Origin of the sequence: Methanoregula sp., from assembly GCF_050010295.1 — an archaeon.
GTDB lineage: Archaea > Halobacteriota > Methanomicrobia > Methanomicrobiales > Methanospirillaceae > Methanoregula.
Genome location: NZ_JBEKLH010000006.1, coordinates 149,903 through 174,627, shown reverse-complemented (window position 1 = coordinate 174,627; position 24,725 = coordinate 149,903). Strand labels below are relative to the sequence as shown.

The 24,725-nt window shown below is 54.6% G+C and carries 27 protein-coding genes; 15 read left to right on the top strand and 12 right to left on the bottom strand.

Annotated features, from left to right (window positions below; translation table 11 throughout):
- Positions 1–448, top strand: a 448-nt coding sequence (locus ABSB80_RS09430) for a hypothetical protein (protein WP_428370362.1), incomplete at its 5' end; no start/stop codon positions are given.
- Between the two features lie 8 nt (positions 449–456).
- A complete protein-coding gene (locus ABSB80_RS09425) occupies positions 457–903 on the top strand; it encodes a hypothetical protein (protein WP_428370361.1) in 447 nt (148 codons plus the stop codon).
- Between the two features lie 8 nt (positions 904–911).
- On the opposite strand, the gene ABSB80_RS09420 is transcribed toward ABSB80_RS09425, so the two are convergent.
- Together ABSB80_RS09420 and ABSB80_RS09415 are read right to left on the bottom strand one after the other, a co-directional pair.
- Complete coding sequence (locus ABSB80_RS09420) at positions 912–1,490, bottom strand: class I SAM-dependent methyltransferase (protein WP_428370360.1); 579 nt, start codon at positions 1,488–1,490, stop codon at positions 912–914.
- 192 nt (positions 1,491–1,682) lie between these two features.
- On the bottom strand, positions 1,683–2,144 hold the full coding sequence (locus ABSB80_RS09415) for a hypothetical protein (RefSeq protein WP_428370359.1): 462 nt from the start codon (positions 2,142–2,144) through the stop codon (positions 1,683–1,685).
- 273 nt (positions 2,145–2,417) lie between these two features.
- Between ABSB80_RS09415 and ABSB80_RS09410 the strand changes: the two genes are divergently transcribed.
- Positions 2,418–2,768, top strand: a complete 351-nt coding sequence (locus ABSB80_RS09410; protein WP_428370358.1) for a GIY-YIG domain-containing protein — start codon at positions 2,418–2,420, stop codon at positions 2,766–2,768.
- A 163-nt stretch (positions 2,769–2,931) separates the two neighbouring features.
- Here ABSB80_RS09410 and ABSB80_RS09405 read toward each other — a convergent pair whose 3' ends face one another.
- Positions 2,932–3,498: a hypothetical protein gene (locus ABSB80_RS09405; RefSeq protein WP_428370357.1), complete on the bottom strand. Its 567-nt coding sequence runs from the start codon at positions 3,496–3,498 to the stop codon at positions 2,932–2,934.
- Positions 3,499–3,549: 51 nt separating this feature from the next.
- Between ABSB80_RS09405 and eif1A the strand changes: the two genes are divergently transcribed.
- The 3 genes from eif1A (at position 3,550) to ABSB80_RS09390 (ending at position 5,194) form a co-directional block, all read left to right on the top strand.
- Positions 3,550–3,888: a translation initiation factor eIF-1A gene (gene eif1A, locus ABSB80_RS09400; RefSeq protein WP_428370356.1), complete on the top strand. Its 339-nt coding sequence runs from the start codon at positions 3,550–3,552 to the stop codon at positions 3,886–3,888.
- Between the two features lie 425 nt (positions 3,889–4,313).
- Positions 4,314–4,502 (top strand): hypothetical protein, encoded by a 189-nt coding sequence (locus tag ABSB80_RS09395; protein ID WP_428370355.1) that lies wholly within the window; start codon positions 4,314–4,316, stop codon positions 4,500–4,502.
- Between the two features lie 137 nt (positions 4,503–4,639).
- Positions 4,640–5,194 carry a hypothetical protein gene (locus tag ABSB80_RS09390; protein WP_428370354.1) on the top strand — a complete coding sequence of 185 codons (555 nt, stop codon included), beginning with the start codon at positions 4,640–4,642 and terminating at the stop codon, positions 5,192–5,194.
- A 128-nt stretch (positions 5,195–5,322) separates the two neighbouring features.
- Here the strand turns inward: ABSB80_RS09390 and ABSB80_RS09385 are convergent, their stop codons facing one another.
- The 3 genes from ABSB80_RS09385 to tes all read right to left on the bottom strand — a co-directional run bounded on the left by ABSB80_RS09385 (position 5,323) and on the right by tes (position 8,312).
- A complete protein-coding gene (locus ABSB80_RS09385; RefSeq protein ID WP_428370353.1) occupies positions 5,323–6,465 on the bottom strand; it encodes a glycosyltransferase family 4 protein in 1,143 nt (380 codons plus the stop codon).
- Positions 6,466–6,487: 22 nt separating this feature from the next.
- Positions 6,488–6,670 carry a hypothetical protein gene (locus tag ABSB80_RS09380; RefSeq protein WP_428370352.1) on the bottom strand — a complete coding sequence of 61 codons (183 nt, stop codon included), beginning with the start codon at positions 6,668–6,670 and terminating at the stop codon, positions 6,488–6,490.
- Positions 6,671–6,845: 175 nt separating this feature from the next.
- On the bottom strand, positions 6,846–8,312 hold the full coding sequence (gene tes / locus ABSB80_RS09375) for a tetraether lipid synthase Tes (protein ID WP_428370351.1): 1,467 nt from the start codon (positions 8,310–8,312) through the stop codon (positions 6,846–6,848).
- Positions 8,313–8,455: 143 nt separating this feature from the next.
- Between tes and ABSB80_RS09370 the strand changes: the two genes are divergently transcribed.
- The 4 genes from ABSB80_RS09370 to argF are packed head-to-tail and all read left to right on the top strand — an operon-like array spanning position 8,456 to position 11,707.
- Positions 8,456–8,956 carry a CDP-2,3-bis-(O-geranylgeranyl)-sn-glycerol synthase gene (locus ABSB80_RS09370; RefSeq protein WP_428370350.1) on the top strand — a complete coding sequence of 167 codons (501 nt, stop codon included), beginning with the start codon at positions 8,456–8,458 and terminating at the stop codon, positions 8,954–8,956.
- Positions 8,950–9,465, top strand: coding sequence for an orotate phosphoribosyltransferase (gene pyrE, locus ABSB80_RS09365; protein WP_428370349.1), 516 nt, complete (start codon positions 8,950–8,952; stop codon positions 9,463–9,465). Before ABSB80_RS09370 ends, pyrE begins: the two co-directional genes overlap by 7 nt.
- Positions 9,466–9,512: 47 nt before the next feature.
- Positions 9,513–10,799, top strand: a complete 1,287-nt coding sequence (purD, locus tag ABSB80_RS09360) for a phosphoribosylamine--glycine ligase (RefSeq protein WP_428370348.1) — start codon at positions 9,513–9,515, stop codon at positions 10,797–10,799.
- Complete coding sequence (gene argF / locus ABSB80_RS09355; protein ID WP_428370347.1) at positions 10,796–11,707, top strand: ornithine carbamoyltransferase; 912 nt, start codon at positions 10,796–10,798, stop codon at positions 11,705–11,707. Before purD ends, argF begins: the two co-directional genes overlap by 4 nt.
- Before the next feature lie 502 nt (positions 11,708–12,209).
- Here argF and ABSB80_RS09350 read toward each other — a convergent pair.
- Together ABSB80_RS09350 and ABSB80_RS09345 are read right to left on the bottom strand one after the other, a co-directional pair.
- On the bottom strand, positions 12,210–12,449 hold the full coding sequence (locus ABSB80_RS09350) for a hypothetical protein (RefSeq protein WP_428370346.1): 240 nt from the start codon (positions 12,447–12,449) through the stop codon (positions 12,210–12,212).
- Between the two features lie 15 nt (positions 12,450–12,464).
- Positions 12,465–13,964 carry a methanogenesis marker 14 protein gene (locus tag ABSB80_RS09345; RefSeq protein ID WP_428370345.1) on the bottom strand — a complete coding sequence of 500 codons (1,500 nt, stop codon included), beginning with the start codon at positions 13,962–13,964 and terminating at the stop codon, positions 12,465–12,467.
- A gap of 81 nt (positions 13,965–14,045) precedes the next feature.
- Here ABSB80_RS09345 and ABSB80_RS09340 point away from each other — a divergent pair, with 81 nt between their 5' ends.
- Positions 14,046–16,307 (top strand): tetratricopeptide repeat protein, encoded by a 2,262-nt coding sequence (locus tag ABSB80_RS09340; protein WP_428370344.1) that lies wholly within the window; start codon positions 14,046–14,048, stop codon positions 16,305–16,307.
- 436 nt (positions 16,308–16,743) lie between these two features.
- On the opposite strand, the gene ABSB80_RS09335 is transcribed toward ABSB80_RS09340, so the two are convergent.
- From ABSB80_RS09335 to carA, 4 genes are all read right to left on the bottom strand, one after another.
- Positions 16,744–17,949 carry an argininosuccinate synthase gene (locus tag ABSB80_RS09335; protein ID WP_428370343.1) on the bottom strand — a complete coding sequence of 402 codons (1,206 nt, stop codon included), beginning with the start codon at positions 17,947–17,949 and terminating at the stop codon, positions 16,744–16,746.
- Positions 17,950–18,121: 172 nt separating this feature from the next.
- Positions 18,122–18,625 (bottom strand): cupredoxin domain-containing protein, encoded by a 504-nt coding sequence (locus tag ABSB80_RS09330; protein WP_428370342.1) that lies wholly within the window; start codon positions 18,623–18,625, stop codon positions 18,122–18,124.
- Between the two features lie 131 nt (positions 18,626–18,756).
- On the bottom strand, positions 18,757–21,918 hold the full coding sequence (gene carB, locus ABSB80_RS09325) for a carbamoyl-phosphate synthase large subunit (protein WP_428370341.1): 3,162 nt from the start codon (positions 21,916–21,918) through the stop codon (positions 18,757–18,759).
- On the bottom strand, positions 21,919–22,974 hold the full coding sequence (gene carA, locus ABSB80_RS09320) for a glutamine-hydrolyzing carbamoyl-phosphate synthase small subunit (protein WP_428370340.1): 1,056 nt from the start codon (positions 22,972–22,974) through the stop codon (positions 21,919–21,921).
- 209 nt (positions 22,975–23,183) lie between these two features.
- Here carA and ABSB80_RS09315 point away from each other — a divergent pair, with 209 nt between their 5' ends.
- The 4 genes from ABSB80_RS09315 to ABSB80_RS09300 all read left to right on the top strand — a co-directional run bounded on the left by ABSB80_RS09315 (position 23,184) and on the right by ABSB80_RS09300 (position 24,674).
- Positions 23,184–23,474 (top strand): ferritin-like domain-containing protein, encoded by a 291-nt coding sequence (locus ABSB80_RS09315; RefSeq protein WP_428370339.1) that lies wholly within the window; start codon positions 23,184–23,186, stop codon positions 23,472–23,474.
- Between the two features lie 16 nt (positions 23,475–23,490).
- On the top strand, positions 23,491–23,679 hold the full coding sequence (locus tag ABSB80_RS09310) for a ferritin-like domain-containing protein (protein WP_428370338.1): 189 nt from the start codon (positions 23,491–23,493) through the stop codon (positions 23,677–23,679).
- A 213-nt stretch (positions 23,680–23,892) separates the two neighbouring features.
- Entirely contained in the window at positions 23,893–24,174 is a 282-nt protein-coding gene (locus tag ABSB80_RS09305; RefSeq protein WP_428370337.1) for a glutaredoxin family protein, read from the top strand.
- Positions 24,171–24,674 carry a ferredoxin-thioredoxin reductase catalytic domain-containing protein gene (locus ABSB80_RS09300; protein ID WP_428370336.1) on the top strand — a complete coding sequence of 168 codons (504 nt, stop codon included), beginning with the start codon at positions 24,171–24,173 and terminating at the stop codon, positions 24,672–24,674. The genes ABSB80_RS09305 and ABSB80_RS09300 overlap by 4 nt, the downstream gene beginning before the upstream one ends.
- Positions 24,675–24,725 lie beyond the last annotated feature (51 nt).

Below are 24,725 nucleotides of genomic sequence, written 5' to 3'. Positions count from 1 at the left end.
ACGATTTCTTAATTGTCTCCTTATCGTTACTGAACATAACAAAATAAGGAGACACCGTACCTTGGATCTTGTGGTCGAGCACGGTTCTTTTCTCTCGATGAAAACATTTCTACAGAGCAAAATCTTTTTATCGGACTTTACCGTTCAAAAGATCTACCGGATCAGTCAGATTTTTCCAGACCTGGGCCAGACAAAGGTATTCGTGGCAGGATCAGAAAAGAACCGGAACGCAGATCCCCCTGATCATCTCTCTGCCCGGTCGTCTGGTACCCCCTCAGCGGGAGGAATAGATACCCCATTTTTCCGTGCCAGGACTCCGGGATCCCCCCATGCAGCCTGCTCCGGCCGGACGCTGGCTAAAGTACGAACAGGGTCACGATTATTTAATTATGAGAACAGAACTACAACCAGCCTGTGGATACTGATAGGAAAAACCGGCCACAGATGAGCGAGTGAGTGCCAGAATGGATCGCTTCAGAAACGTATCTCGAAAAAGGGGGATGGATACACGTGACTCCAGCAAAAAAACCTGAATACGAAGTACAATGGGATACTGCCGGCCTCTTCAGGATAGGACAAATTATTACCGGTTCCCACTATGATTCAGTGAAAGAAGATTATGATATCCGGATGAAGGACTGGGCTGGCGATGGTCAGCAGACCGGTGAAGGGATCGTCCATATTTCCGGAGGGAAGCGGCACGCGATCAAAGGTTTTCTGGAAGAGAGAAGGTACGCCATCACGTCTGAATACTATCATTACGTTGTCAGGGCACGGGGAAAAAAAGTTGATCCAACGTCCATTTCGCTGAAGATCCGGGAACTGGGCTTAAAGTTCCTGTGGGTTCATGTGATCGGCGGGGACCGGTCCAGACAGGTCGTAGGGGAAGATAAGGACGGGTGAAGCGGGTCTCATTTCTTCGATATCGACGAGAGCCAGGCACGGGGTCCTTCGTCCCGGGTGCGGCTCTCGAAGACCGCCGGCCTGATGTAATTGATCGTCCACCCGTCCCGGAAGCTGTCCCGTATCTCTCCCTGGGTTATCCTTCTCGGGCCGTACCTGCCGGGCTCCAGTTCGCTGAAGCAGAGCATGAAGTATTTCCCGGCCGGGGACAGGATGGCTGCAAGGTTATCCACGAAGACCGGGCGGTCTTCATCGGACAGGGTATGGAAGAGCCCCGAATCGGTGGCAGTATCGAACCTCCGGTTGAGCTTCGAGAGTTCCAGTGCGTCCAGGACGAGGAAATGGACCTGGAGTCCCCGTTCGGCAGCCTTCTCCCGCGCCTTCCGGATCGCGAGCGGGGCGGAGTCGATTCCCCAGACCTCGTGCCTTTCCCCGGCAAAGAAGAGGGCGTGCTCCCCCGTCCCGCACCCGATGTCCAGCACCGATCCGGTGATCTCCCCCCTCCGGACCAGTTCCACGAACTCCTTCTGGGGCCGGCCGATGTCCCAGGGAGGTGTGCCCCGGTATGCCGAGTCAAAGAAATCCATAGCTCACCATAGCTTCTGGGAGGCTTATCAGTATTTGTCCGGGTACGGGGGCAGCTGGCGGGGCATTACAATCCGAATATTTTACAACATATACGATGCACGCCACCGCCCCATCGCTCTCATCACTTGATCATGAGGAAAAACGCAAAAGGAACTTATGACCGGCTTACTTGGTTGCCTCATAAGAACTATTCAAACCGGTTGGTGAGATACATCCACCCATAGCACTTTTAATTTGTTATCGTGTGCTTCTGTGACAATGTTATGGGGTTGTATCCTGTTTCCAGCAATATGAAAGTGGGTGAGAGGATATTCTTTCTTTGTTTCAGCTTCTTTGAAAGCAATATCTTTGACAGCTTCTCTCCCGGGTCCAGACAAATAATAATTTTTGATACTCCCTTCGAAAAGTTTACCATCCCAGCGTTTTATTCGTATATCATATTCATCTTTTATCTTTAGATACTCACTATTCGAAATTCGTCCTCCATCTTTGAAATGATGACGATCATCAACTATTACTTTGTATGGTTTTTCAGGATCTTTTTTCGCATTTATTAAATGATAGTGAGGGGGTTGACTTCCAGAAGGTATAATTCGGTGCTTGATTTGACTTTGAATCCGTTCAATTTCTTTTAGGGTTTCAGGACTTGTCATAATCTCACCATTGTAGTATTCCTATTTTAAATTCAGGTTTCTTCGAGTCGGTTTACAGTATGAACATTTCACTAGCATTTTTCCATGACATTGTGGACAAGTAACACCCAAACTGAACGGACTCGGATAAAAGGTACCCGTACCCCTACATTTCGGGCAGTCCATTCTCCCGGTTCCGTCGCAATGTTTACAGACCATAATTCAATACCACAACGCGATTAAAGATTAATTTTATTATTCAATGTCTTCCATAAAACATTTGAGTGGAATGGTATGGAATGGTGTACGTGGAAAAAAATCGCAGTTAAAAAAGGATTCTATGGGGATAACCTACCCGTGTATGATGGTCCCGCAATTTATCAGTTAGGTGTTAGAAATCCGAACGGGGGATCTGTTTCTACAAAATATCTCGGGCGGGCTGACAAATTAAGAACCAGAATTTCAAGTTATGCTCGTGATGGTTCGCATTTATGGAACGATGTTATCAACCCAACGCTGAATAAAGGGTATACTCTTTACTATCGTTATTACAAAGTAAAAACACCGGAACAGGTTAGAATTTTGGAAAAAGAACATCTTTTAAAAAAGAATTACGATTGGAATATTCAAAATAATATGAGATAATCGGAAAAATCTGAGTATCTTTTTATTTGTATGCCTCGCCGTTTTGTCAATGACTATTCACGGACTTGTACTGCTAAGTGAGTAGCGCAAAACCCGCGAGGCGTTTTGCGCGTAGGGTATCGCAGCAGTCAAATATTTTTGATGACTGGATTGTGGTGAAGAGTTATACTGGATGATTATCCGGTTTTTCCCGCCCCTCTTCAAACCATTGTAAATCGGGTTTGTTGATTCTTCTAAATCGAACAAATAACCCATAGGAATATTTGAATTCAGGATCCGAAGTAAACAATTTTAATTTTTCAATATCACATTCTGAGTTCGTGTTGTTTATTTTTATCTCTATAACTAATAAGTTGTTTTTTGTGTTTCTCTGATGGATTATTATATCGGGATAAACTCGGTCGGTACGTATATATTCATCACAGTCCTTAAGTCCCTTTAATATTTTGGTGGCATCTCCTTTTCGATTATATTCACAATCAACATTCCAATCCGGAAATAGTGTCTGTAGATACTCAGCCAATTTATGAGATATCGATCTCTCATGAACGCCATTCGTTAACAAAAAAATGTCATTTTTAAACAGGATTCCGATAGCGATGTTTACTCTTTGACAGATTTCTTCGAATGTGGGATTATACATAATATCTCTGAATATTCTGAATTGTGGGATATTATTACTTATAAAAAGGGTGGTCACGCCCTTGTCACGCCGGCGGGCGGCATACATACCTTCAACGTGTCAGCCGCCATATATATTTATATAGAAGAAGTTGGTTGAATGAGAGGATTTCAGAAAAAAAACCACGATGTAGCAAACCCGAACGGGGCAAATGCGGACGGCACCCCGACCGTCCGGGTGCGGCTGCCGAAGAAATGGAATAAAGAGCAGTTCGCCCTTGCCGAACTGATGCTGGGGGCAAATCACATCCGTGTGCGGTGTATCGATGGGATCATCCGCATGGGCAGGATCAAGGGAACCATGAAAAAACGGAACTGGATACGGGAAGGCGATACCTTAATTGTCACTCCCTGGAGCTTCCAGGATTCAAAGTGTGATATTATTTACCGCTACGTCAGGCCGCAGACGGACTGGCTGCGAAATAACCACTATATTTGAACGGGACCTTTTTTCCGGGAACCTTTTTTTTTTAATAACACACAATCAACTGTAAATTATTAAAAAAATTAAGTCTCAACCGTGGTTGACCTTTTTTGTTCAAACACTGTCACTATACTCAAGGACCGAATATAAGAACGATTAGAGCGACAATTGCGAAACCTATGATTAATAGTCTCTGCATGTCATTAAGCTCTTTCCACCATTGGTATACGGCTATTAAACATACAATGATAATAAAAACTGTTAGAGCTGCTGTGCCGATACCACTCATATATGATCATTTTTCTTTGCATATTAATAACCTTTGAAAATAATTGTTCCCGAATTAACTGTAGATTAATATAAAAGATTTAAGCCCGGCCGGAGCGCTTCACAATTGTTTACCACAACATCATAATTTATATAAAAGACAATATTCGCTTATGGAATTGTACGAACTTATAATCGATGCTGTTGCATCCTTATTTTTAATTTACATTTTTGGATTTGTATTGTTACCAGCTTTTGCTCAGGCAACTGGTCAAAATACCATTTTATTTACAATTTTATTCATTATCCTCGCCATTTCAATTGTTGCCGCTGTCGTTATAGCAATCTTAAAGAGGGCCTAAAAATGAATTTGTCGTATAATTCAATAAAAAGAAAATTAAACGATAATTTGGGGCCTTTATCTCTAATAGTCATTGTTTTAATGATTCTCCAGATGTTCGGATTTCAAATTAACATTTTTTTATGGCCGGCTTTATTTATGAATCTCCCTCTTGAATCAAAAGTCTGGTATTTATGGATTTTTAATTTATTTGTTACTTTGAGTATCACTATTTTTTTGTTTAGTAGCGTAAATGATATAAAAAATCGGACGCCAATTCTTCCTGAAAATTCTGATAGAACAAAAAGAGAGATAATTAAATTATTTAAATCGGAGATTTCAAGAATCGAGAAAAATCTTAATTCAATTCCTGATGCATCAAGATTCCCAGATGAGTCAAGAAACACAGAAATGGTAAAATATGCAATGGAGATCGTCAATCGAGGGAATCCACATATTTTTCAATCCACACCCGTTTATTCTCAATATCAAAAAGAAATGTTGCAATTTAGCGAAGTATTGAGAGACAGATTGATTGCATTTTATGAATCAATTGAGTTACTTCACAGAAATGAGGATTTCCCCCTTGTTATAAGACCAGGATCGAATCTAAGTTATATCCAAATAAAAACCTATTTTGAAATTGCCAAAAAAGCGCGCGAACAAATTCAAAATCTAAAAAGATTATTTGAAATCGAAATGCAACAGGATTGAAAATTTTTTAAAGAAAGTTAAAGTAAACTTTTTAAAGCTTTGTCTTTTTGCGTTAACGTATACACCTTTTCAAAGTATCTGGTTTCCCTCGGCAGGTCCGGGTACACAGCGATATCCTTCGGTGATTTTCATGAAACCGTACGGGCATAGGTCTCTGTCAGTTTCCTGACAATCGGACCCCAGAGAAAGAAGCGATCCACTTTGGTTCTGCCTCGTTTCCCAAAGGCTCCTGCGTTCCCTGGTTCGTCCACCATCATGCTGATGCCCCATGCGAGCGATTCAGGGTCGACATCCACTTTGACACCATTTACAAATGCGTCAATGTTCTCAGATAGTCCGCCGACATTGGATGCGACAACACATTTCTCGGCACTCCATGCCTCCAGAAGCACAAGCCCGAAGGGTTCATTCCTGCTGGGGATGACGACGATATCAGCGGCGTTTAATAACCTGACATACTCAGAATCAGCGATGTACCCGACAAAGGTGACCGGCAGGTCTTGAGCCTGTTCCTGCAGGAACTGCCGCATATCCCCTTCCCCTGCAACCACAACGTTTACATGCCCCCGCTCCTGGCAGACTTTCCGTATCGCTTCTATGAGCAGGTCCGGCCCTTTCTGGTAGACAATCCTGCCGATAAACAGGATGAGCGGTGCATAGGGATGCATTCCATACGATCGCTTCACTTCTCCCGAATCCACCGCTGCCCGGAACTCGCCGGGAACCACGCCGTTTGGAATTACATCGCATTTCTCATCAGGTACATTGTATAACCACATCACCTCTTTTTTCAGGGATGCAGAAACTGCGGTTATTCGTTTGGCAATCAGCCCGCCATACCACTCCTTGCCGGAGATCTCCCGATACTCCCACCAGTCGCCGGACTGGTTGCCATTCCTCCCGTATTCTGTTGAATGGAAGGTGAGGATCGTATTCCGGTCCTGAAGCCGGTGGAGAGCCTGAACCGGATGCCAGTCGTGGAAATGGAGAACGTCAAAGCGGTGGGGCGTATCATAGAGGTAAAACTGGTCCACCATCGAGGCGCTCATGCTGTCGCAGTATTCAACTATGTTTTTTCCGGAGGGCTGGCAATAGTGATAACTGACACCTTTAATAGTCTGATCGGGAATATTCCCCCGCGTGAAGAAATGCACTTCATGGTTCTGGTTTACCAGTGTTTCTGCGAGATGCGTCGCAGCCCTGGCAAGACCACCCACCCGTTCAGCATACATCGATTCCCAGCAGAAGAACGCTACTTTACGTGACTCCATACTCGTTCCCTCCACGTATTGATCACACCGGGCAGTTCCTGCCGGTCAGTGCAGTTCCTGACGCTTCCGGCCAGTTTCTTATCGTCCAGCGTATGTTCGATCCAGTGGCGATATCCCTTCGCTCCTGGTGGTACGAAACCGGGTCGGCCGGCACTGCCTGGAGCCGGTCGCAGAACTGGTCGCCACTGTATGCCGCATAGCCCACGGATTATCCCAGTACGATGTGAGTTGATCCCTGAGGGAGATTAAATGTCTCTTCATGCCAATTTAAGACGGAAAAATTGACCGGGAAGATCCGGTTCCACGCCGTACTGTTCCCTTTCAGCGGTATCCGCCGTATCTCCCCTGGCCCTTTCCTTTCATTCAAAAAAAGGAACTTCTCACTCTTCCTGCTTCTTCGCAAACTTCTTCCAGACCTGCTCCCGGTACACGGGGCCGCTGTTGTAGGTGCAGAAGGGGATCAGTTTGCCGTCCGGCGTCGCATAGTGGATGCAGCACCGCTGAACCCGCTCGATATCATAGTTGTACTTGTCCATGAAGTGCATGATGCCGATGAAGAGCGCGTTCCAGTGGAACTCCCTGAGCGCGTCGAAGTTCTGGCCGATCAGCGTCTTGCCGATCATCTTCCAGAACTCCGTGGTATTGCCCTGCTCCCCCTTCTTTACGGAGTCGTGCATGCTCTTGACGCCTTCGAGAAGGGCCTTGTACTTGTTGATGGTCCCGCCCTTCCTGAGCGTCTCGGCCATGTGCTCGATCGACTCGAAGAAGCTGTCTACGTCTACCATCCGGTTGATCGGGACGATCCCGTCCTCCTGGACAAAGACGTAGGTGGCAGCACCGCAGTGCTGGTGGGCGGTGAACCGGACCTGCGGCCGCCCGGTGTAGGCCTCGACCAGGTCGGAGAACGGGAGGACGCAGGGGACCGGGTAGAAATCGTCCTTCCTGAGGACGCCGCCCATCTGCTCCTCGATATCCCCGAGGACATCGGGGATAGTGATCCGGGACTTCAGGAGGTCATCGTCGCTCGCTGCGCCGGTAAAAGCGATCGGCTGGAAGTTCACACCGCGTACAACCGAGATATGGTCTACGGCAAACCTGATGATATCGCCGAGCTCGTTATCGTTCCTCCCGCGGATCACTGTCGGCACGAGCACGATCCCGAGCCCCACCTTTTTGAGGTTCTCGATCGCTTTTTCATGGATCCTTATGTAGGGGTTTGTCTGCAGGGTCACGCCATCGAAGTGGAGGTAGACCGTGTTGAGCCCTGCGTCCTTGAGCTGCTGGGCAAGGGCGGGGTCTTTTGCCAGCTTGACGCCGTTGGTCGCGATCTGCACCTGGGGGAACCCCATCGCTTTTGCCTTCTTGATGATCTCGGGCAAGTCGTCCCGCATGGTGGGCTCGCCGCCGGAGAACTGGACGGCCGGGGCAGGGATGGGCTTCTCGTCCCTGAGTACCTGCATCATCCCGACGATCTCGTCAAAGCTTGGCTCGTAGATGAACCCGCAGGCCCGGGCGTTTGCAAAACAGAAGTCGCAGTCCAGGTTGCAGCGGTTGGTGAGATCGATATTTGCCAGCAGGGTCTGGGAGTGGTGGTTGTTGCAGATCCCGCAGGCAGTGGGACAACTTCCCGGCGGTGCCGTATTCTGGGGGTTTGCTATGCCGTTCCCCACGGCATCGTATTCCTGGAAGCGGTGATACATCCGGGCATCCGACCAGTAGAGGTGCCTGAAGTTTCCATGCACAGGGCATGTCCTTTTCAGCCAGATCTTCCCCTCCTCTTCGACAATCTCCGCATCCAGTACGGAATTACATGTAGGGCAAAGACTTCGGGTTCTTTTTATCAGCATTCATGTCCACCCGTTGCAGGTTGTTCATTGATTCCCGTTTGAGTAACCTTAATGTTTCTGTCTGCTCTTTATTACAGGTATCGGAGTGCTACATTATTAGTTTTGAGTTCTTGATAATACCATTGTTTTCCGCCGTCTGGATCATGCTCCCCGCGTATCTCCCCAACCCGGTAGCAGCACTCCTAGGCGGGGGAACCCCGGTGGACCTTGGCAGGAATTATACCGACGGGCGGAGGATATTCGGGGACGGGAAGACATTCCGGGGGCTCGTGGCCGGCATCCTTGCCGGGATCGGTATCGGGCTCGTGCAGATCTGGGCCTGGAGTGCGTACAACCTGGTTTTTCTCCCCGGCCAGACGCTCCTTTCGGTCGTCCTGCTCGCGGTCGGGGCACTCCTCGGCGACCTGGTGAAGAGCTTCTTCAAGCGGAGGTTTAAGAAAGAGCGGGGTTCGAGGTGGCCGGTGGCCGACCAGTACGACCTGGTTGCGGGGGCGTTCGTCCTCCTCCTCATTGCCGACCCGGGGTGGCTCTTCTCACGGGTCACAGTCCCGGCGTTCATCTTCATCCTCATCCTGACGCCCATCCTGCACCGGGCCGTCAACATCATCGGTTATCGGGTCAATGTCAAGGAGGTACCATGGTAGATACGAGGCTTGCAGACATGCTCAAAAAGTACCGGGCAATCGAGTTCGGGGACTTCACCCTTGCATCCGGGGCAAAAAGCACGTTCTATATCGATGTGAAATCGGCAGTCACCAACCCGGACCTGCTCTCTGCCATTGCCCACGAGATCGCCCGCTCCCATGAATTCGATGTCGTGGCCGGTGTTGCTGTCGGCGGGGTCCCCCTCGCTGTGGCAACGTCTATGGTCGCACAAAAACCCTACGCAATCATACGGGCCGCGGAAAAGAGTCATGGGAAAAAGGAGGTCATCATCGGCACGGTGAAAGACCGGGACGTGCTGCTCGTGGAGGACGTGACCACGTCCGGGGGATCGGCCCTGTACGGCATCAACGCCCTCCGTGGAGCAGGTGCACGGGCAGACCGGGTTGTCACGGTCGTGGACCGGGAGCAGGGTGCCGCACTCCTGCTGGAAGAGCAGGGTGTCCGGATCCTCCCCCTCGTCCGGGTGAGCGAACTGTTCCCCGGGTAAGGAACCAAGAGCAAGGAATTTTTATTCCAAGCGTACACTAGGATGGTATGAAGATTCTCGTTGTGGGCGGGGGCGGGAGGGAACACGCCATAGCCGGTGCCCTTGCCCGCAACACGAAGACTGAAATCTTTTCCGTAATGGCGAACCGCAATCCCGGTATCGACGCCATTGCAAAAAAAGTGCTCCTCTGCCGGGAGACCGAGACGTCCCGTATCGTCGCCTTTGCAAAGGAGACCGGTGCCGACTATGCGTTCATCGGGCCCGAGGCCCCTCTCGAGGCGGGGGTTGTCGATTCGCTTGAGGGAGCGGGCATCCCCTCTGTCGGGCCGACACGGGCTGCGGCCCGGCTTGAGACGGACAAGGGGTTCTGCCGGGATCTGATGGCGCAGGAGGCCATTCCCGGCTGTCCGAGATACCGGACGTTCGATTCGGCAGACGAGGCGGCCGGGTTCATCGAGAATCATGACGGCGACCTCGTGGTAAAACCCGTCGGACTCACCGGCGGAAAAGGGGTCCGCATCATGGGGGAGCAGGTGGACCGTGCGGAGGCGATCGCGTATGTCAGGTCCCTCGACGGGAAGGCGGTGATCGAGGAGCGCCTCCTGGGCGAGGAGTTCACCCTGCAGGCCTTCGTCGACGGCACGCACCTGGTACCAATGCCCCTCGTGCAGGACCACAAGCGGGCGTTCGAGGGGGATGTCGGGCCCAACACCGGGGGGATGGGGTCGTATTCCCTGCCGGACCACATGCTGCCCTTCGTGACTCAGGCGGACTACAAAAAAGCCATCGGGATCATGAAGTCCGCCGTCGCGGCCATGGAACGGAAAGGGCAGTCCTACAAGGGTGTCCTCTACGGCCAGTTCATGAACACGGCGCAGGGCCCCAAGGTCATAGAGTTCAACGCACGGTTCGGCGACCCGGAGGCTATGAACGTCCTCTCCCTGCTCACATCGGACCTTTCAGAGATCGTGTACCGGATCACCGAGGGGACCCTCTCGCCATCCCATGCGGAATTTGCTCCCCAGGCCACGGTCTGCAAGTACCTCGTGCCGGAAGGATATCCCGACTCGCCCCATGCCGGTGATCCGATAACCATGGGGGAACATCCCGATGCCCTCCTCTATTACGCTAATGTGGAAAAAGCGGGAAGCCGCCTCGTCACCCGGACTTCACGGACGCTTGCATTCGTCGGGATCGGGGATACTCTCGAAGAAGCCGAGCGGGGGGCCGAATCGGCGGCTTCGGCCGTTAGCGGGCGGGTGCGGCACCGCCGGGACATCGGGACCCGGGAATTGCTCGAGAGGCGGACGGCGCACATGAAGGAGCTTCGATGAAGAAGGACTTTATCTCCATCCTCGATGTCAACGAGCAGGAGCTAGGGCAGCTCCTCACGGAAGCACACGAGCTCAAGCGCCAGAAGATGGCGGGCACCACCCACCTCCTGCTCTGCGGCAAGACCCTCGCCATGATCTTCGAGAAGTCTTCCACCCGGACGCACATCTCGTTCGAGGTCGGGATGAACGAGCTGGGCGGCCACGCCCTCTTCCTGAACGCCCGTGACATGCAGATCCGCAGGGGCGAGGAGATCCGGGACACCGCACGGGCGGCTTCGCGATACGTCTCGGGCATGATGATCCGGGCGTACAAGCACAGCACCATCGAGGAATATGCAAAATATGCAACGATCCCGGTCATCAACGGGCTCTCCGATATGGAACACCCCTGCCAGCTCCTCGCCGACATCATGACCATGCAGGAGCATTTCGGCTCCACGCAGGACCTGAAAGTCGCCTGGGTCGGGGACGGGAACAATGTCTGCAATTCCCTCATCCTCTCGACGGTGCTCACGGGTCTTGACGTCACGGTTGCAACACCCGAAGGTTACGAGCCTGCCGGGGAGTTTGTAGCAAGGGCGCGAGCACTTGGCGGCAGGGTGACCCTCGTCCGCGAGCCGGAAGCTGCCGTGAAGGACGCAGAAGTCATCGTCACGGATACGTGGATCTCCATGGGCGACGAGGAAGAGAAGGGAGAGCGGACGAAGATATTCAGAAATTATACCGTGGATGGGCCGCTCATGAAGCACGCCTCACCCGATGCCCGGGTCCTCCACTGCCTGCCCGCCCACCGCGGCGAGGAGATTTCCGATGAGGTGATGGAGGGCGGCCAGAGCCTTGTCTGGGACGAAGCCGAGAACCGCCTCCACGCCCAGAAGGCGCTCCTGGTGCGGCTTTTGAAGAGATAGAATAACGGCTCTGGAAGTAATCGGAATTTATATTCAGGCGCTCTTGGGGGCTTCGGCATCTGATGCCCCCGCCCCCGCCGCTCGGGCACCCCCCAAATAAAGATAGTCCCTCAGAAGGTTAGTGAAAATCCAGTCGAAAATGGGGTCGAAGATTTACCTTGTAAATCTTCTTCTCTTCGAGGTCTGAAGACCTCTCAGAGATTCAAGGGGATGCACCCTTTGGGCTGCCTCCCCTCTGGGGAGACTGCTATTCCCAAATGGAATAGCAGGCTGAAGAAGAACCGATAGGTTCTTCGATCACGTCGAAGGTCGGCTCACGCCTCCCTTCACCTCGTCGAGGTTTTGAGAAACCTCTCCGATTTCCGAAGAGGTTCATCAGGACCAGAGGATAAGAAGAACTCATCAGAGTTCTTCGACATGAGAGAGGAGGTCACCCTCACAGCATCTTCAAGTGGTTTACAAAAAATAGGACACTGACAGGATTTCCACGGGATAAAAAAAATTACTTCTCTTCTACAAACGCCTTCAGCTGGTCGATCAGGTATTTTTCGACCTGCTGCATCACATCCCGTTTTCCCCGGAATGCGAGCAGTTCACGCTCGTCGCCTTCCATGTTGGCAAACTTGATCTTTTCCTTGCGCTCGACGACCTTGACATCGAACTTCTTGGTCACGTCGAGGATCATCTTCCGGGGCACCCCGGGAGGGATAACGATATCAAAGAGCTGTTCTTCCTCTGCCATGTTCTTTCACCAGACTCATTTACCTATCTTGATCCGCCGGCTCATAATACATGGGCCCCCGCGTACGCCCCCGATCGGGTTTTTGGGCTTTCCGAGCGAGTTCATGCACCGTCCCATGAGTGCCGCGCCCCGGGCAAGCCCGTCGTCCACGAAAACAAGGTGGTCGACAGGGTCGTCAAAGAGGTTGCGCCCGGTGATCCCCTCTAGGATATAGTCGGGCTTCCGGCCCGAGATCGCTGCCCTGCCGGTAAACCCGATCGAAGAGTTCCTCAGCACGATATGCTGTTCGACCGCTACATCAATTAACCGGAGTGCCATCTTCGCACAGACACGGTCAACCACTTCATTGAGGGTCGCAAGGTTGTATCTTTTATGGATCTCCGACCCGATTGCGACAAGTTTGTCAAGTTCGCTGCTGTTCACCCCGCAGTCACACCCGATCATCGCGATCCCTGAATCCTTGGCAATCCGGGCATTGACCGGCACCCGGCCGAACCGGTCACGCTCCGGGGGTACAATGCAGATATCGATATGCTTATGGCAGCGTTCCACGTACTTGTCCACGACGTTCCGGTTGCCGCCGCGGAACAGCCCGCCGCTCACGGAATATTCGCCGAAGATATCGAGCGCAGTTCCCGTCCGCCCGTCCACGAGCCCGGTTCCCCGGACAATTGCGTCAGGTATCGCACCTGCAAGCCCGCAGAAATTCCCGACCGTCTTTGCAAACGGGTTGGGAGCGTCAGGGGGCACATCGCTCGTGATACGGCCGTCGAGCGTTGTGCCAAAATCGATCGTGACGCAGGGGTTGCGGAAATCGACCGGTGTCCATTTCGCCCCTTCCTTGATCCCTGCCATCGCGAGCTCGCCCTCCATCTCGTTTGCCACCATCTCAACACCCGTTGAGCCGAGGGGGGGGATCACTCCCGCCACGGCGCCGATAAAGACCACCTTGTCGGCAAAGCTGAACGGCTGGAGTTTCTGCGACTGGTTCTCCTTCGACATCGGGGGCGTCATTTTACGGGGGGGCACCCCGGCAATGAGGCACCCGTTGGCAAGAGCGATCACAAAGTCACCCACCTGGTCCGGGGACTCCATCTCGGCAACGACGCCGGTGCTCCGGACAACAAAGTCAAGTTCCTTTACGACGTCAAGATGCGCCTCTTTGTGGCACTGGAGCAACGTATCCCTGACGAGTTCGGTTACCGCCTCCCGCGTCAGCTCGGTCCCGTCCAGTGTTGCGCCGAAGATCGTCTCGCCGGGTTTCGGGGGGCGGATGTCCCGGCTCATGCTCACCGTCTTGTTGATGACATAGGACATACCGGTTTCGAGATTTACCCCGGTGAGGATACACTTCGTCGTGGTGTTTCCCATCTCCACTGAAGCCACGATAAAATAGGGCTTGTTCTTGTATTCGGGGATCTGCATCCCGGCGCCATGGATGATGGAAGGCGGAGGAGGGCTTTCAACGATATGCGGTTTGGGTTTTATGAAGCGGGAAAAAAAATTGGCGCACATATACCCGATTCTTCGTTTTTGTATCCTTATAATTTTCTATTTGTCCGGAGGTGGCACGGGGTGGGAAAACCTTCATCTGGCATGACAGAAGAGATGCTCCTTATGAGCGATGCGCTGGAAGCCTACCTGTCCGGGCTCTCGTTTTCAGCGCAGGGAAAGCACGGGGAGGCCCTCCTCTCGTTTGAACACTCGCTGGCGCTGGACCCCGGAAACGCAGGTGCGTGGATCGGCAGGGGGCTTGCGCTCGCTTATCTCGGCCAGTACGAGCCATGCGTCCAGGCATTCGACCGGGCGATCGCCCTGAATGAAAATGACGAGATCACCTGGTACAACCGGGGAATTGCCTTCCATATCCTGAAACATGACGAGGAAGCCATCCTCTCGTTCGACCACGTGCTCCGGATCGCCCCCTCCCATACCCTTGCATGGGCGGGAAAAGCCCGGTCCTACGCCGCCCTTGAACATTACCGTGAGGCCATCGATGCCTATGACCGGTCGCTGGGTTATGGCACCGATGAGGTGAACTCGTGGACGGGAAAAGCCAACGCATACTTCGAACTGGACCAGTACGGGGAGGCACTCGCCTCGTTTGAGAAGGCGCTGGCCATCGATGTCGGGAATACCCATGCCCTGAACGGAAGGGCAGCGGTCCTGATGGAACTGGGGAGGATCGATGAATCGATCGGGACCTTTGAGAAGGTGCTGGCCCTCGATCCCGATAATGTCACTGCCCTGGCCGGCAGGGCCCAGGGAATGATCGTCCGCATACGGTACGATACGGCTCTCGGGGACCTGGAGCATGCGATACGGGTCGACGGACAGGACGGCAAGTCCTGGTACCTCCAGGGAGTCGCGCTCGGGTTATCCGGCAGAGTGGACAGGGCATTCCACGCGTTTGGCCAGGCCCTCGCCTTCAACCCGAACATAGCACTCGTATGGTACACCCAGAACGATCTCATCCATTTCATCGTCCGGGACCAGGACGAGATCAGGGCTTTCGGGCGCTCGCTGCCCATTGACCCCAACGTGAGTGAGGCCTGGTCGAGCCATGCCTACGGGCTCTCGCGGTCCGGAAGGTATGAAGAGTCCCTGCAGGAATATGAGAAGGAACTTGGCCTTGCCCCCGACTCGACCCTGGTCTGGTACAACAAAGGAGTTTCCCTCGACAGCCTCGGGCGGTACGAGGATGCCCTCCGCGCCTACGAGATGGCGGTCCTGAAAAATCCGGATCTGGCTGCCGCATGGTACAACAAAGCGCTGGTGCATGTGTATCTCGGGGAATACAGCAAGGCGCTTGAGTCCTGTGAACGGGCACTTGCAATCGACCAGAATGCGGCGGCCATCTGGTTCAATAAGGGAATCGTTTTCGGGTTACAGGGGAAGTACGAGATGGCGCTTGCTGCGTTCAACCGGGCGCTTTCGATCGCCCCGAAGATGGCCTCGGCCTGGTACAACCGCGGGGTGACATTCCGCAGGCTCGGCCGGCATGCCGAAGCCGCGGAATCGTACGACCGGGCGATCTCGTTTGACCGCGGTCTCATGACGGCATGGTTCAACAAGTCCTCGGAACTTGTCCGGACGGGAGCGTGGGAAGAAGCCCTGCAGGCCATCGGGATTGCACTCTCCATCCGGCAGAACGATGCAGTGAGCTGGTACGTGAAAGGATTTGCCCATGCCAACCTGAAACAGGGCCGCGAAGCACAAGCGGCCCTGGACAAGGCGCTGGCGACCGATACGAAACTGTACCTTGTCCAGTACCCGTTCGGCGGCGTCCTCTATCTCTCCCGTACCTATCATCCCGTATCCGCCGATGATGCCCGGAGCCGTGCCCCCGGACAGGGCGATGCCCGGTCCTGGTACGAGAAGGGGGTGACCCTCTACCGCGGTTACCATTACGAGGAAGCTGTTGGTGCCGTCGACCGGGCCCTTGCGCTCGATACCGGGACCGCCCGGTCGTGGGTTCTCAGGGGGCTCGCGCTCCATAAACTCGGGAGGTACGAAGAATCCCTCATCTCGCTCGGCCATGCCCTTGCATCCGATCCGGAGAACTACAAGACATGGAATATCCGGGGGCTGGTCCATAAAAAACTCCATGATCTGCCATCCGCGCTTGCGGATTTCGATCATGCACTGGCCCTCAACCCGGGAATTGCCGGCAGCTGGCTGAACCAGGGAGTTATCCTCCTCCAGCTGAACCGTGACCGTGAAGCGGTCGATTCCCTTGAGCGTGCAGTCTCCCTGGGTCCCGGGGACAGGCGGGCCCTCAACGCCCTCGCATATGCAAAGAAGAGGGTTGCAGCACCTGCGGGCCGGAGCGTGCAGAAAAAGGGATTGCCCGGGTGACTGGTTAAGACCTGAGCAAGACTGGGTGAGGACGGGAAAAATTATTAATTAAACATTATGAGGGTTCCCCACCTCAGGGCCTCTCCGAGAACAGCCCGCAGGGCTGTGGAGAAGTGCAACTTCGACTTATGAGTGGTTCGTCAGAACCGCGAAGTGTGAGATGTTCGCAGGAACTTCGAGCACGGCGGGCAAGGAAGTTGAACCGCCGCTGGGGTGAGTTGAAAATTCTCTGTCAGAGTATTTTCTTCAGCCCGCCCTGACTATCGGGTCACGGCTGGCATCCCGTTGGGGATATTCCCACGAATGCATAGCTCCTCGGGAAGGTAATACAGCACTATCTCTGAGCGCAGGGGCGGATGAATTCTCATTCGCCCTGAATCATGCACCACTCAAATCTTCAGGAAAAGAATATTTTTACGAAGAAGAGGGAAAATAATCATTTTTTCTTTGACTTTTTCTTTCTCTGCATCTGCCTGACCATACGCCCCTGGATACCGAAGTAGTTGGAGACACCGATCGCATGGCACTGGTCGATGGACGCACTGTCAAATGAGACGAAGTCGCTGGAATAGATTGCGTCGGGAGAACTCCTGCCGAGCACCCGGGCACTCCCCTTGTACAATTCAAGGTCCACCTTCCCGTTTACCCGCTCCTGCGTGGTGTCAATAAATGCATTCAGCGCCGCATAAAGCGGTTCGTACACAAGCCCTTTGTAGGCGAGTTCGGACCACCTGTCATCGACCATTCTCTTGAAGGCGAGTTCCTGCCGGGTAAGTACCAGCCCTTCCAGGTCGCGGTGGGCCAGGAGGATGACCGTGGCCGCCGGGTGCTCGTAGTTCTCCCGTGCCTTGAGGCCGAGGATCCGGTCTTCGATCAGGTCATTGCGGCCGATGCCGTGCTTCCCTGCAAGGGCATTGAGCTTCTGGATCAGGTCGTAGCCCCCGAGTTTCTTCCCGTTCAGTGCCACGGGGATGCCGCCCTGGAAGGTAAGCGTGATCTTCGCCGGCTTGTCCGGGGCGTCCCGTGGCGAGGTGGTCCAGAGATAGATCTCTTCGGGAGGGTGGAATGCAGGGTCTTCGAGGCGCCCACCCTCGATGCTCCGGCTCCAGCAGTTCTCGTCCATGCTCCACGGCTTCTCCTTTCTGACGGGGACGGGGATGTTATGCTCACGGGCATACTCGATCTCCCAGTCCCGGGTGAGGTTCAGTTCACGGATGGGGGCCACGACTTCGAGCCCGGCGCTGCGGATGATGAAATCGAACCGGAGCTGGTCGTTGCCCTTGCCCGTGCACCCGTGGCCTATGGCCGTTGCGCCTTCCTTCCGGGCGATCTTCACCACTTCTTCTGCAATGAGCGGGCGGGCAAGGGAAGTACCCATTGGGTAGCCCTCGTATGAACCGTTCGCCTTTATTGCCGGAAAGATATGCTCCAGGACAAACCGCTCCCGTACATCGATGGTATAATGGCGATCGGCCATCTTTCTGCCTTTTCTGGTTGCAACCTCAATCTCTTCGTCCCGCTGGCCGACATGTACGGCAACCGTGACCACGCGATCATATTCGTACCGCTCCTTCAGGAGCGGAATACAGATGGAGGTGTCAAGCCCCCCGGAATATGCAAGAACTATGGTGCCTTTTCCCATGATGGACTCCCCGTCCGGGTGATAATGCTGTACTGGTTGGCTCTTTTGACATATATGTTCGAGGGCGCAGCTGCGGGGTTCGTGATATACAACCCTGACCAGCCGGACCGGGAAACAGGAACAAAAAAATGGGTGTCCAGGCTTTCTGACCTGAACGGATATCGGGGCTGGGTTACTTGGTGACGGTGATGACTCCCTGCATTAATGGCTGGAATGTTGTTGTGTAGCCGAATGAACCGGCGACGGGGAAGGTAACCGTAAGGGGTGTTCCGTAGGGGATCAATAGGGCGTTCATGCTGCCAAAGTATTTCCCGGACTGGAATGCGGTTGCCTGAATACCGTGCGGCTTGAAAGGATCGTTGTTGACAAAGACTACATTGCTGCCGGCCTTGATAGTGACGGAGGTCCCGGGAATGATGGTCCCTGCCTGGCCGAAGGTGATCGTGACGGATGGGACGGGGGTCGGCGCCGGAGTTGGTGTAGCCGTTGGTGCTGCAGTTACATTAAGAACGGGGGCTGCCGTTGTCGGGACCGGTGTCGGGAGCACAGTTGTCATGACTGGTGTCATGACCGGTGTGGCAGTGGGGGTTGCTACGGGTGTTGCGGGTTGCGAGGTGCATCCCGCGAGCAGAATCCCGGTAAACAGGATCGCAAGAACAACAAGAAATTTCTTCATGCATCTTTTTTTGTTATTTCGGTATATAAGGATATTCAATTATCCGGCAGAATACTCCCGGCCGGACCGGACTGGCGGCAGGGTCCTCAATCCATGATAAAAGGAAAGACCGGGTATGGTTCACGCCGGCATTACTTCAGATAATGGCTGATCGGTTCAAGCGTGACCTTCTCTCGCTTGATGGCATCAATGGCAAGCGCCGCCGCCCGCGCTGCCTGAAGCGTGGTGATATACGGGATCTGGTAGTCTACTGCCGCACGCATGATCTGGTAATGGTCCTGCCGGGACTGCCGGTCCTGCGGGGTATTGATGATCAGCCGGATCTCCCCGTGCCGCATCATGTCCAGGACGTTGGGTGACCCTTCCTGGATTTTCCTGACAAGATTTGATTCGACCCCGGCATCGTGCAGGTAATCCACCGTGCCTTCCGTACCATAGAGAGTGAGGCCGAGATCCCGCAGCTGGCGTGCGATCGGTATCGCCTCGTCTTTTTGCTCGATATTCACGGAAATGAAGACATTTCCCTTGAGCGGCAGTTCGTTGTCGGCAGAGATGCAGGCCTTGTAAAAGGCAAGGCCGAAGTCGTAATCGATCCCCATGACTTCCCCGGTGCTCTTCATCTCGGGGCCAAGAACGGTGTCGACTCCCGCAAGCTTGTTGAAGGGGAGCAGCACTTCCTTGACCGCGACGTGGCGGATCTCCCGCTCCTTATACCCGAGGTCCTTCAGTTTTTTCCCGACCATGACCTTTGCTGCAATCTTTGCAACGGGGATCCCCGTTGCCTTGGAGACGAACGGGATCGTCCTGCTGGCACGGGGATTTGCCTCAAGGACGTACACGATACTGTCCTTGACCGCAAGCTGGAGGTTCACAAGACCGATCACCCCCAGTCCCAGTGCTATCTTCCGGGTATATTCCCGTACGGTATCCACGACCGCGGGTGGCAGGGACTGAGTCGGGATCACGCAGGCGGAATCGCCGGAGTGGATCCCGGCCTGCTCGATATGTTCCATGATACCGCCGATCAGGACCTCTTCGCCATCGCAGACCGCATCCACGTCAAGCTCGATGGCGTTCTGGAGATAGGAATCGATGAGGACCGGGTGGTTCCTGCTTACCCTGACTGCCTCCTTCATGTAAGTTTCGAGCTCGCGTTCGTCGTGGACGATCTCCATCGCCCTGCCACCGAGGACATAGGACGGCCTGACAAGGACCGGATACCCGATCTTTTCTGCCATCGCCCGGGCCTCGCTCTCGGAATAGGCGGAACTGTTCGCGGGGCTGGGGATGTTGAGTTTCGTCAGGAGCATGCTGAACCGGTCCCGGTCCTCTGCGATATCCATGGCATCAGGGCTCGTCCCGAGAATCCGGGTTTTAAGGCCGAGGCGTGCGATCTCGTTCTCTATGGGGACGGCGAGGTTCACGGCATTCTGCCCGCCGAACTGCACCATCACGCCGTAGTAATGGTCTTTCAGGAGGATGTTTGAGACGTCCTCGAGCTGCATGGGTTCGAAGAAGAGGCGGTCGGAGGTATCGAAGTCAGTAGAGACGGTCTCCGGGTTGTTGTTGACGATGTGGACCTCGACACCCTCGTCCCGCAGCGCCTGGACCGCGTGGACCGTGCAGTAATCGAACTCGATTCCCTGGCCGATACGGATCGGGCCGGAGCCGAGAATGAGGACTTTCTGGCTGGTGCTCGGGACAATTTCGCAGACCGGTTCCTGGGTCGAGTAGAAATACGGGGTGCTTGCCGGGAACTCGGCAGCGCAGGTGTCGACCATCTTGTAGGACGGGAGTCCTGCGGCCTGCTCGATCTCCCCGGCAGGTCTCCCGGAGATCTTTGCGATCTCCGCGTTCGAGAACCCGTATTTTTTTGCGGCAAGAATATCGGCAGGGCTGCAATGAACCGCGAGATGTTTTTCAAGGTCAACGATATTTTTGATCTTTTCCAGGAAGAACGGGGTGATCGAGGTGAGCTGCGCTGTCTCTTCGAGCGTGAACCCGAGGCGGAACGCATCGAACAGGCAGTGGAAACGCTCATCGGTCGGGCGGGAGAGGATCATCCGCACTTCGCTCGGGTTCGTGTGGGCCCGAACATCGGTGTCAATGGAGCGCTTCGCCTTCATGAATGCCTCTTCGAGCGTCCGCCCGATCGCCATCACTTCCCCGGTGCTCTTCATGGAGGTCGTGAGGGTCCTGTCCGCACCCTTGAACTTGTCAAACGGCCAGCGGGGGACCTTGACCACGATATAATCGATGGTTGGTTCAAAGGACGCGGGTGTGCACCCGGTTACCGTGTTGGTGATTTCGTCGAGGCGCAGGCCAATCGCGATCTTTGCTGCCACCCGGGCGATAGGGTATCCCGTTGCTTTTGATGCAAGCGCCGACGACCGCGAGACCCTCGGGTTGACCTCGATGACCCGGTAGTCACCGTCCTGGAACGCGAACTGGACGTTGCAGCCGCCCTGGACGTCGAGTGCCCGGATGATACGGATCGCCGCGCTGCGCATCATCTGGAACTCGTCATCGCGCAGGGTGAGGATGGGCGCCACGACAACGCTCTCGCCCGTGTGAATGCCCATCGGGTCGACGTTTTCCATGCCGCACACGATGATGCAGGTATCGGCGGCATCACGCATCACTTCGAACTCGATCTCTTTCCAGCCCATGACGCTCTCTTCGATGAGCACCTGGTGGATGCGGGACCGGGAGAGCCCGAGCTCGATGATCCGGATCAGCTCTTCGCGGGTCTTCCCGATCCCGCCCCCCGCTCCCCCGAGGGTATAGGCGGGCCGCACGACAGCCGGGAGGCCGATCTCCCGGATCGCCTCGTCCACCTGGCTGAGGGAATTGATGACCGTGCTCTTCGGTACCGGCTCGCCGATTGCGTTCATGAGGTCGCGGAATTTCTGGCGGTCCTCCCCCTTGTAGATCGCCTCGAGAGGAGTGCCGAGGATCTCGACACATTTCAGGGCACCCATCTCGGCGAGCTCCGCGGTGAGGTTGAGGCCGGTCTGCCCGCCCATTCCAGAGAGGATGCCGTCCGGCCGCTCCTTCTCGATGATCCTGGCGATGAAATCGGCCCGGAGCGGCTCGATGTAGACCTCGTCTGCCATCTCCGGGTCGGTCATGATGGTGGCCGGGTTCGAGTTGACGAGCACGACCTTCACCCCCTCTTCCCGGAGCGCCCGGCACGCCTGCGAGCCGGAGAAGTCGAACTCGGCAGCCTGCCCGATCTGGATGGGCCCCGACCCGATCAGGAGGACCTTCCTGATATCCGTCCTGCGGGGCATTTACGCGATCCTCCTGAAGAGCCCGTCGAAGAAGTGCTCCTCCGTGTCGCGGGGCCCCCCGTGGGCCTCCGGGTGGAACTGGACGGTCGTCAGGCAGAGGTCCTCGTTCTCGAACCCTTCCACGGTCCCGTCGTTCACGTTGGTGTAGGTGACGTTCGTCCCTTCGGGAAGGGACGCCGCATCCACGGCAAACCCGTGGTTCTGGGTGGTGATGAAGATCCTGCCGTCTTTGAACCGTACCGGCTGGTTTGCGCCCCGGTGCCCGAACTTGAGTTTGTAGGTGTCCCCGCCGAGCGCGAGCGCCGCGACCTGGTTGCCCATGCAGATCCCGAATACCGGCATCTGCCCGATCAGGTCCTTCATGCAACGGATGGCATCCGTCGCCTGCTTGGGGTCCCCGGGCCCGTTGCTGACGAACAGGGCATCGGGCCTGCAGGCAAGGACCTGGTCGGCCGTGGCATTATACGGGAAGACATGGAGGTCCCCGCCCCGCTTCGAGAGGCTGATCAGCATGTTCTTCTTGATCCCGAGGTCGATGACGGCGATCCGTTTTCCGCACCCCTTCACGTGGTAGGGTTCCCGGCAGGAGACCTCGGGGATCGGGACGGTGTCGCAGATCGTGGGGGTGCGGCGGGCAAGCTGTACGGCAGAGGCGCCATCGTCACTGCCGACGACGAGTGCAGCCCGCATCGTGCCATGGACACGGGTCTTGATGGTCAGGGCCCGGGTGTCGACCCCGGTCATGCCGAGAAGGCGGTTCTCTTCAAAAAAGGATCTGATGGAAGGCAGGGCGGCGGGTTTCTCGCAGATCTCTTTGGTTATGCACCCGAGTGCACAGACCTTCGGGTTCTGGAAGTTCTTCGGGTCGACACCGTAGTTCCCGATGAGCGGGAACGTGAACATCAGGATCTGGCCGAAATAACTCGGGTCGGTGAGCGATTCCATGTACCCGGTCATCTGCGTGTTGAACACGAGCTCGCCGGCGCATTCCCCCTCGACACCGAAACCTTCCCCGACGACAAATTGCCCGTCTTCCAGACCCAGAACTGCCTTCATGATTTCCATATGGTATGTGCCGGAATAGTTATTAACGATAGTGCAATTACCAGCGCCCCGTTTCGCCTCTTATCGCCCGCATTGCATGCTCACGCCGTAGATACCTGAAACAGGCATTGCCGGAACCCGCGTCTGTCTGAAAAAATACGAATAAGAAGATTACGTGCTGATATTCAATGATAACGTCAACCCGGTTGACGGTGAACAGAATGGGAACACAAGGCAGAAAGATTGTAGGGACCGATGTTGCGGAACTGCTCAGGCTCCTCAACAAGGCATTTTCCGATGAATGGCTTGCGTATTACCAGTACTGGATCGGCTCCAAAGTCGTCCGCGGGCCGGGCAAGGAGACCGTTATCGCCGATCTGACCCTTCACGCAACCGAGGAACTCGGCCACGCGACCCTCCTCACGACGAGGATTATCCAGCTCGGAGGGACCCCGGTCACGAAGCCGCAGGACTGGTACAAACTCACCAACTGGGTACGAGGCCCCCGATGACCCGTTCATCGTCAGGGTGCTCGAGCAGAACATCAAGGGGGAGCAGTGCGCCATCAAGACGTACAATGCTTTCATGAAGAAGACAAAGGACAAGGACCCGGTCACGTACAACATGCTCCCCACCATCCTTTCACAGGAGGTGGAGCACGAGGAGGACCTCCAGGCCCTGCTCGAGGATGTCAACCTGATCATGCACTCAAAATAATCTCTCTTTCTTTTTTGGTGACGGTGGATACGTCCGGATTCTTTACCCGCATGAAAAAAATTAACCTGCAAAAAAGGGCGGTATCTCCTTCCGCTTCCTTAACGCATGATAAAAACCGGTTATTTTTAAAGAATACCTCCTGGATGCCCATTTTTATATAGTATCCATCGCAATTTCCTTGTATAAAAACGTGTTTCAGGTAGTGAATTTTCCATGATAGGTGAACATGTGAACGGGAAGAACGTGGGAAAAGTCGTGCTCTATGCCCTCAGCACCTGTGGCTGGTGCGAAAAAACCAAGCAGCTCCTCCGGACCACCGGAATCGCGTTTGATTTTATCTATGTTGACCTGCTGGAAGGCGTCGAGCAGGACGATGCGATGGATATCGTCGAGAGATGGAACCCGCACGGTTCGTTTCCCACGCTGGTCATCAACGATCGGAAATCCATTGTCGGTTTCAGGGAAAAGGAGATCCGGGAGGCAATTGGTTTATGATCTTCGAAGGGCTGATGGAGACCGACGTTGAGAACCTGTACCAGACTCTGAACCGGGAAGCGGAAGCCGGGGGTTACCACTTGAACCCGGATATCGAGTTCACGAAAAACCTGGTACGGGGACTGATGAAGAACGAACGGCGCTACGGCTACCGCTCGTGCCCCTGCCGGCTCGCATCCGGCAAACGTGCAGAAGACTTGGACATCATCTGCCCCTGCGACTACCGGGACCCGGATATTGCAGAATACGGCGCTTGTTATTGTTCCCTGTATGTAAATAATCTGATCAGGGCTGGAGAACACCTGCTCTTTCCCGTACCTGAACGCCGCCCACCCCGGAGCCAGCGCAGTCTCAAGACCGTCATGGCGACACCCGGGCCAATCCTCCCGTTTCCCGTGTGGCGCTGCAAAGTCTGCGGGTACCTCTGCGCCCGGGACCAGCCCCCGGATGTCTGCCCGATCTGCAAGGCCACGAAGGACCGGTTCGAACGCTTCATGTGAACCACCAAAAATTTCACCCCTTTTTTCCCGGGGAGGGCCCCGATGACGAAC

Coding starts and splice junctions, on each gene's coding strand:
- ABSB80_RS09420 (WP_428370360.1), bottom strand. CDS start 1,490: ATGGATTTCTTTGACTCGGCATACCGGGGCACACCTCCCTGGGACATC.
- ABSB80_RS09415 (WP_428370359.1), bottom strand. CDS start 2,144: ATGACAAGTCCTGAAACCCTAAAAGAAATTGAACGGATTCAAAGTCAA.
- ABSB80_RS09410 (WP_428370358.1), top strand. CDS start 2,418: ATGGAATGGTGTACGTGGAAAAAAATCGCAGTTAAAAAAGGATTCTAT.
- ABSB80_RS09405 (WP_428370357.1), bottom strand. CDS start 3,498: ATGTATGCCGCCCGCCGGCGTGACAAGGGCGTGACCACCCTTTTTATA.
- eif1A (WP_428370356.1), top strand. CDS start 3,550: ATGAGAGGATTTCAGAAAAAAAACCACGATGTAGCAAACCCGAACGGG.
- ABSB80_RS09395 (WP_428370355.1), top strand. CDS start 4,314: ATGGAATTGTACGAACTTATAATCGATGCTGTTGCATCCTTATTTTTA.
- ABSB80_RS09390 (WP_428370354.1), top strand. CDS start 4,640: ATGAATCTCCCTCTTGAATCAAAAGTCTGGTATTTATGGATTTTTAAT.
- ABSB80_RS09385 (WP_428370353.1), bottom strand. CDS start 6,465: ATGGAGTCACGTAAAGTAGCGTTCTTCTGCTGGGAATCGATGTATGCT.
- tes (WP_428370351.1), bottom strand. CDS start 8,312: ATGCTGATAAAAAGAACCCGAAGTCTTTGCCCTACATGTAATTCCGTA.
- ABSB80_RS09370 (WP_428370350.1), top strand. CDS start 8,456: ATGCTCCCCGCGTATCTCCCCAACCCGGTAGCAGCACTCCTAGGCGGG.
- pyrE (WP_428370349.1), top strand. CDS start 8,950: ATGGTAGATACGAGGCTTGCAGACATGCTCAAAAAGTACCGGGCAATC.
- purD (WP_428370348.1), top strand. CDS start 9,513: ATGAAGATTCTCGTTGTGGGCGGGGGCGGGAGGGAACACGCCATAGCC.
- argF (WP_428370347.1), top strand. CDS start 10,796: ATGAAGAAGGACTTTATCTCCATCCTCGATGTCAACGAGCAGGAGCTA.
- ABSB80_RS09350 (WP_428370346.1), bottom strand. CDS start 12,449: ATGGCAGAGGAAGAACAGCTCTTTGATATCGTTATCCCTCCCGGGGTG.
- ABSB80_RS09345 (WP_428370345.1), bottom strand. CDS start 13,964: ATGTGCGCCAATTTTTTTTCCCGCTTCATAAAACCCAAACCGCATATC.
- ABSB80_RS09340 (WP_428370344.1), top strand. CDS start 14,046: ATGACAGAAGAGATGCTCCTTATGAGCGATGCGCTGGAAGCCTACCTG.
- ABSB80_RS09335 (WP_428370343.1), bottom strand. CDS start 17,949: ATGGGAAAAGGCACCATAGTTCTTGCATATTCCGGGGGGCTTGACACC.
- ABSB80_RS09330 (WP_428370342.1), bottom strand. CDS start 18,625: ATGAAGAAATTTCTTGTTGTTCTTGCGATCCTGTTTACCGGGATTCTG.
- carB (WP_428370341.1), bottom strand. CDS start 21,918: ATGCCCCGCAGGACGGATATCAGGAAGGTCCTCCTGATCGGGTCGGGG.
- carA (WP_428370340.1), bottom strand. CDS start 22,974: ATGAAGGCAGTTCTGGGTCTGGAAGACGGGCAATTTGTCGTCGGGGAA.
- ABSB80_RS09315 (WP_428370339.1), top strand. CDS start 23,184: ATGGGAACACAAGGCAGAAAGATTGTAGGGACCGATGTTGCGGAACTG.
- ABSB80_RS09305 (WP_428370337.1), top strand. CDS start 23,893: ATGATAGGTGAACATGTGAACGGGAAGAACGTGGGAAAAGTCGTGCTC.
- ABSB80_RS09300 (WP_428370336.1), top strand. CDS start 24,171: ATGATCTTCGAAGGGCTGATGGAGACCGACGTTGAGAACCTGTACCAG.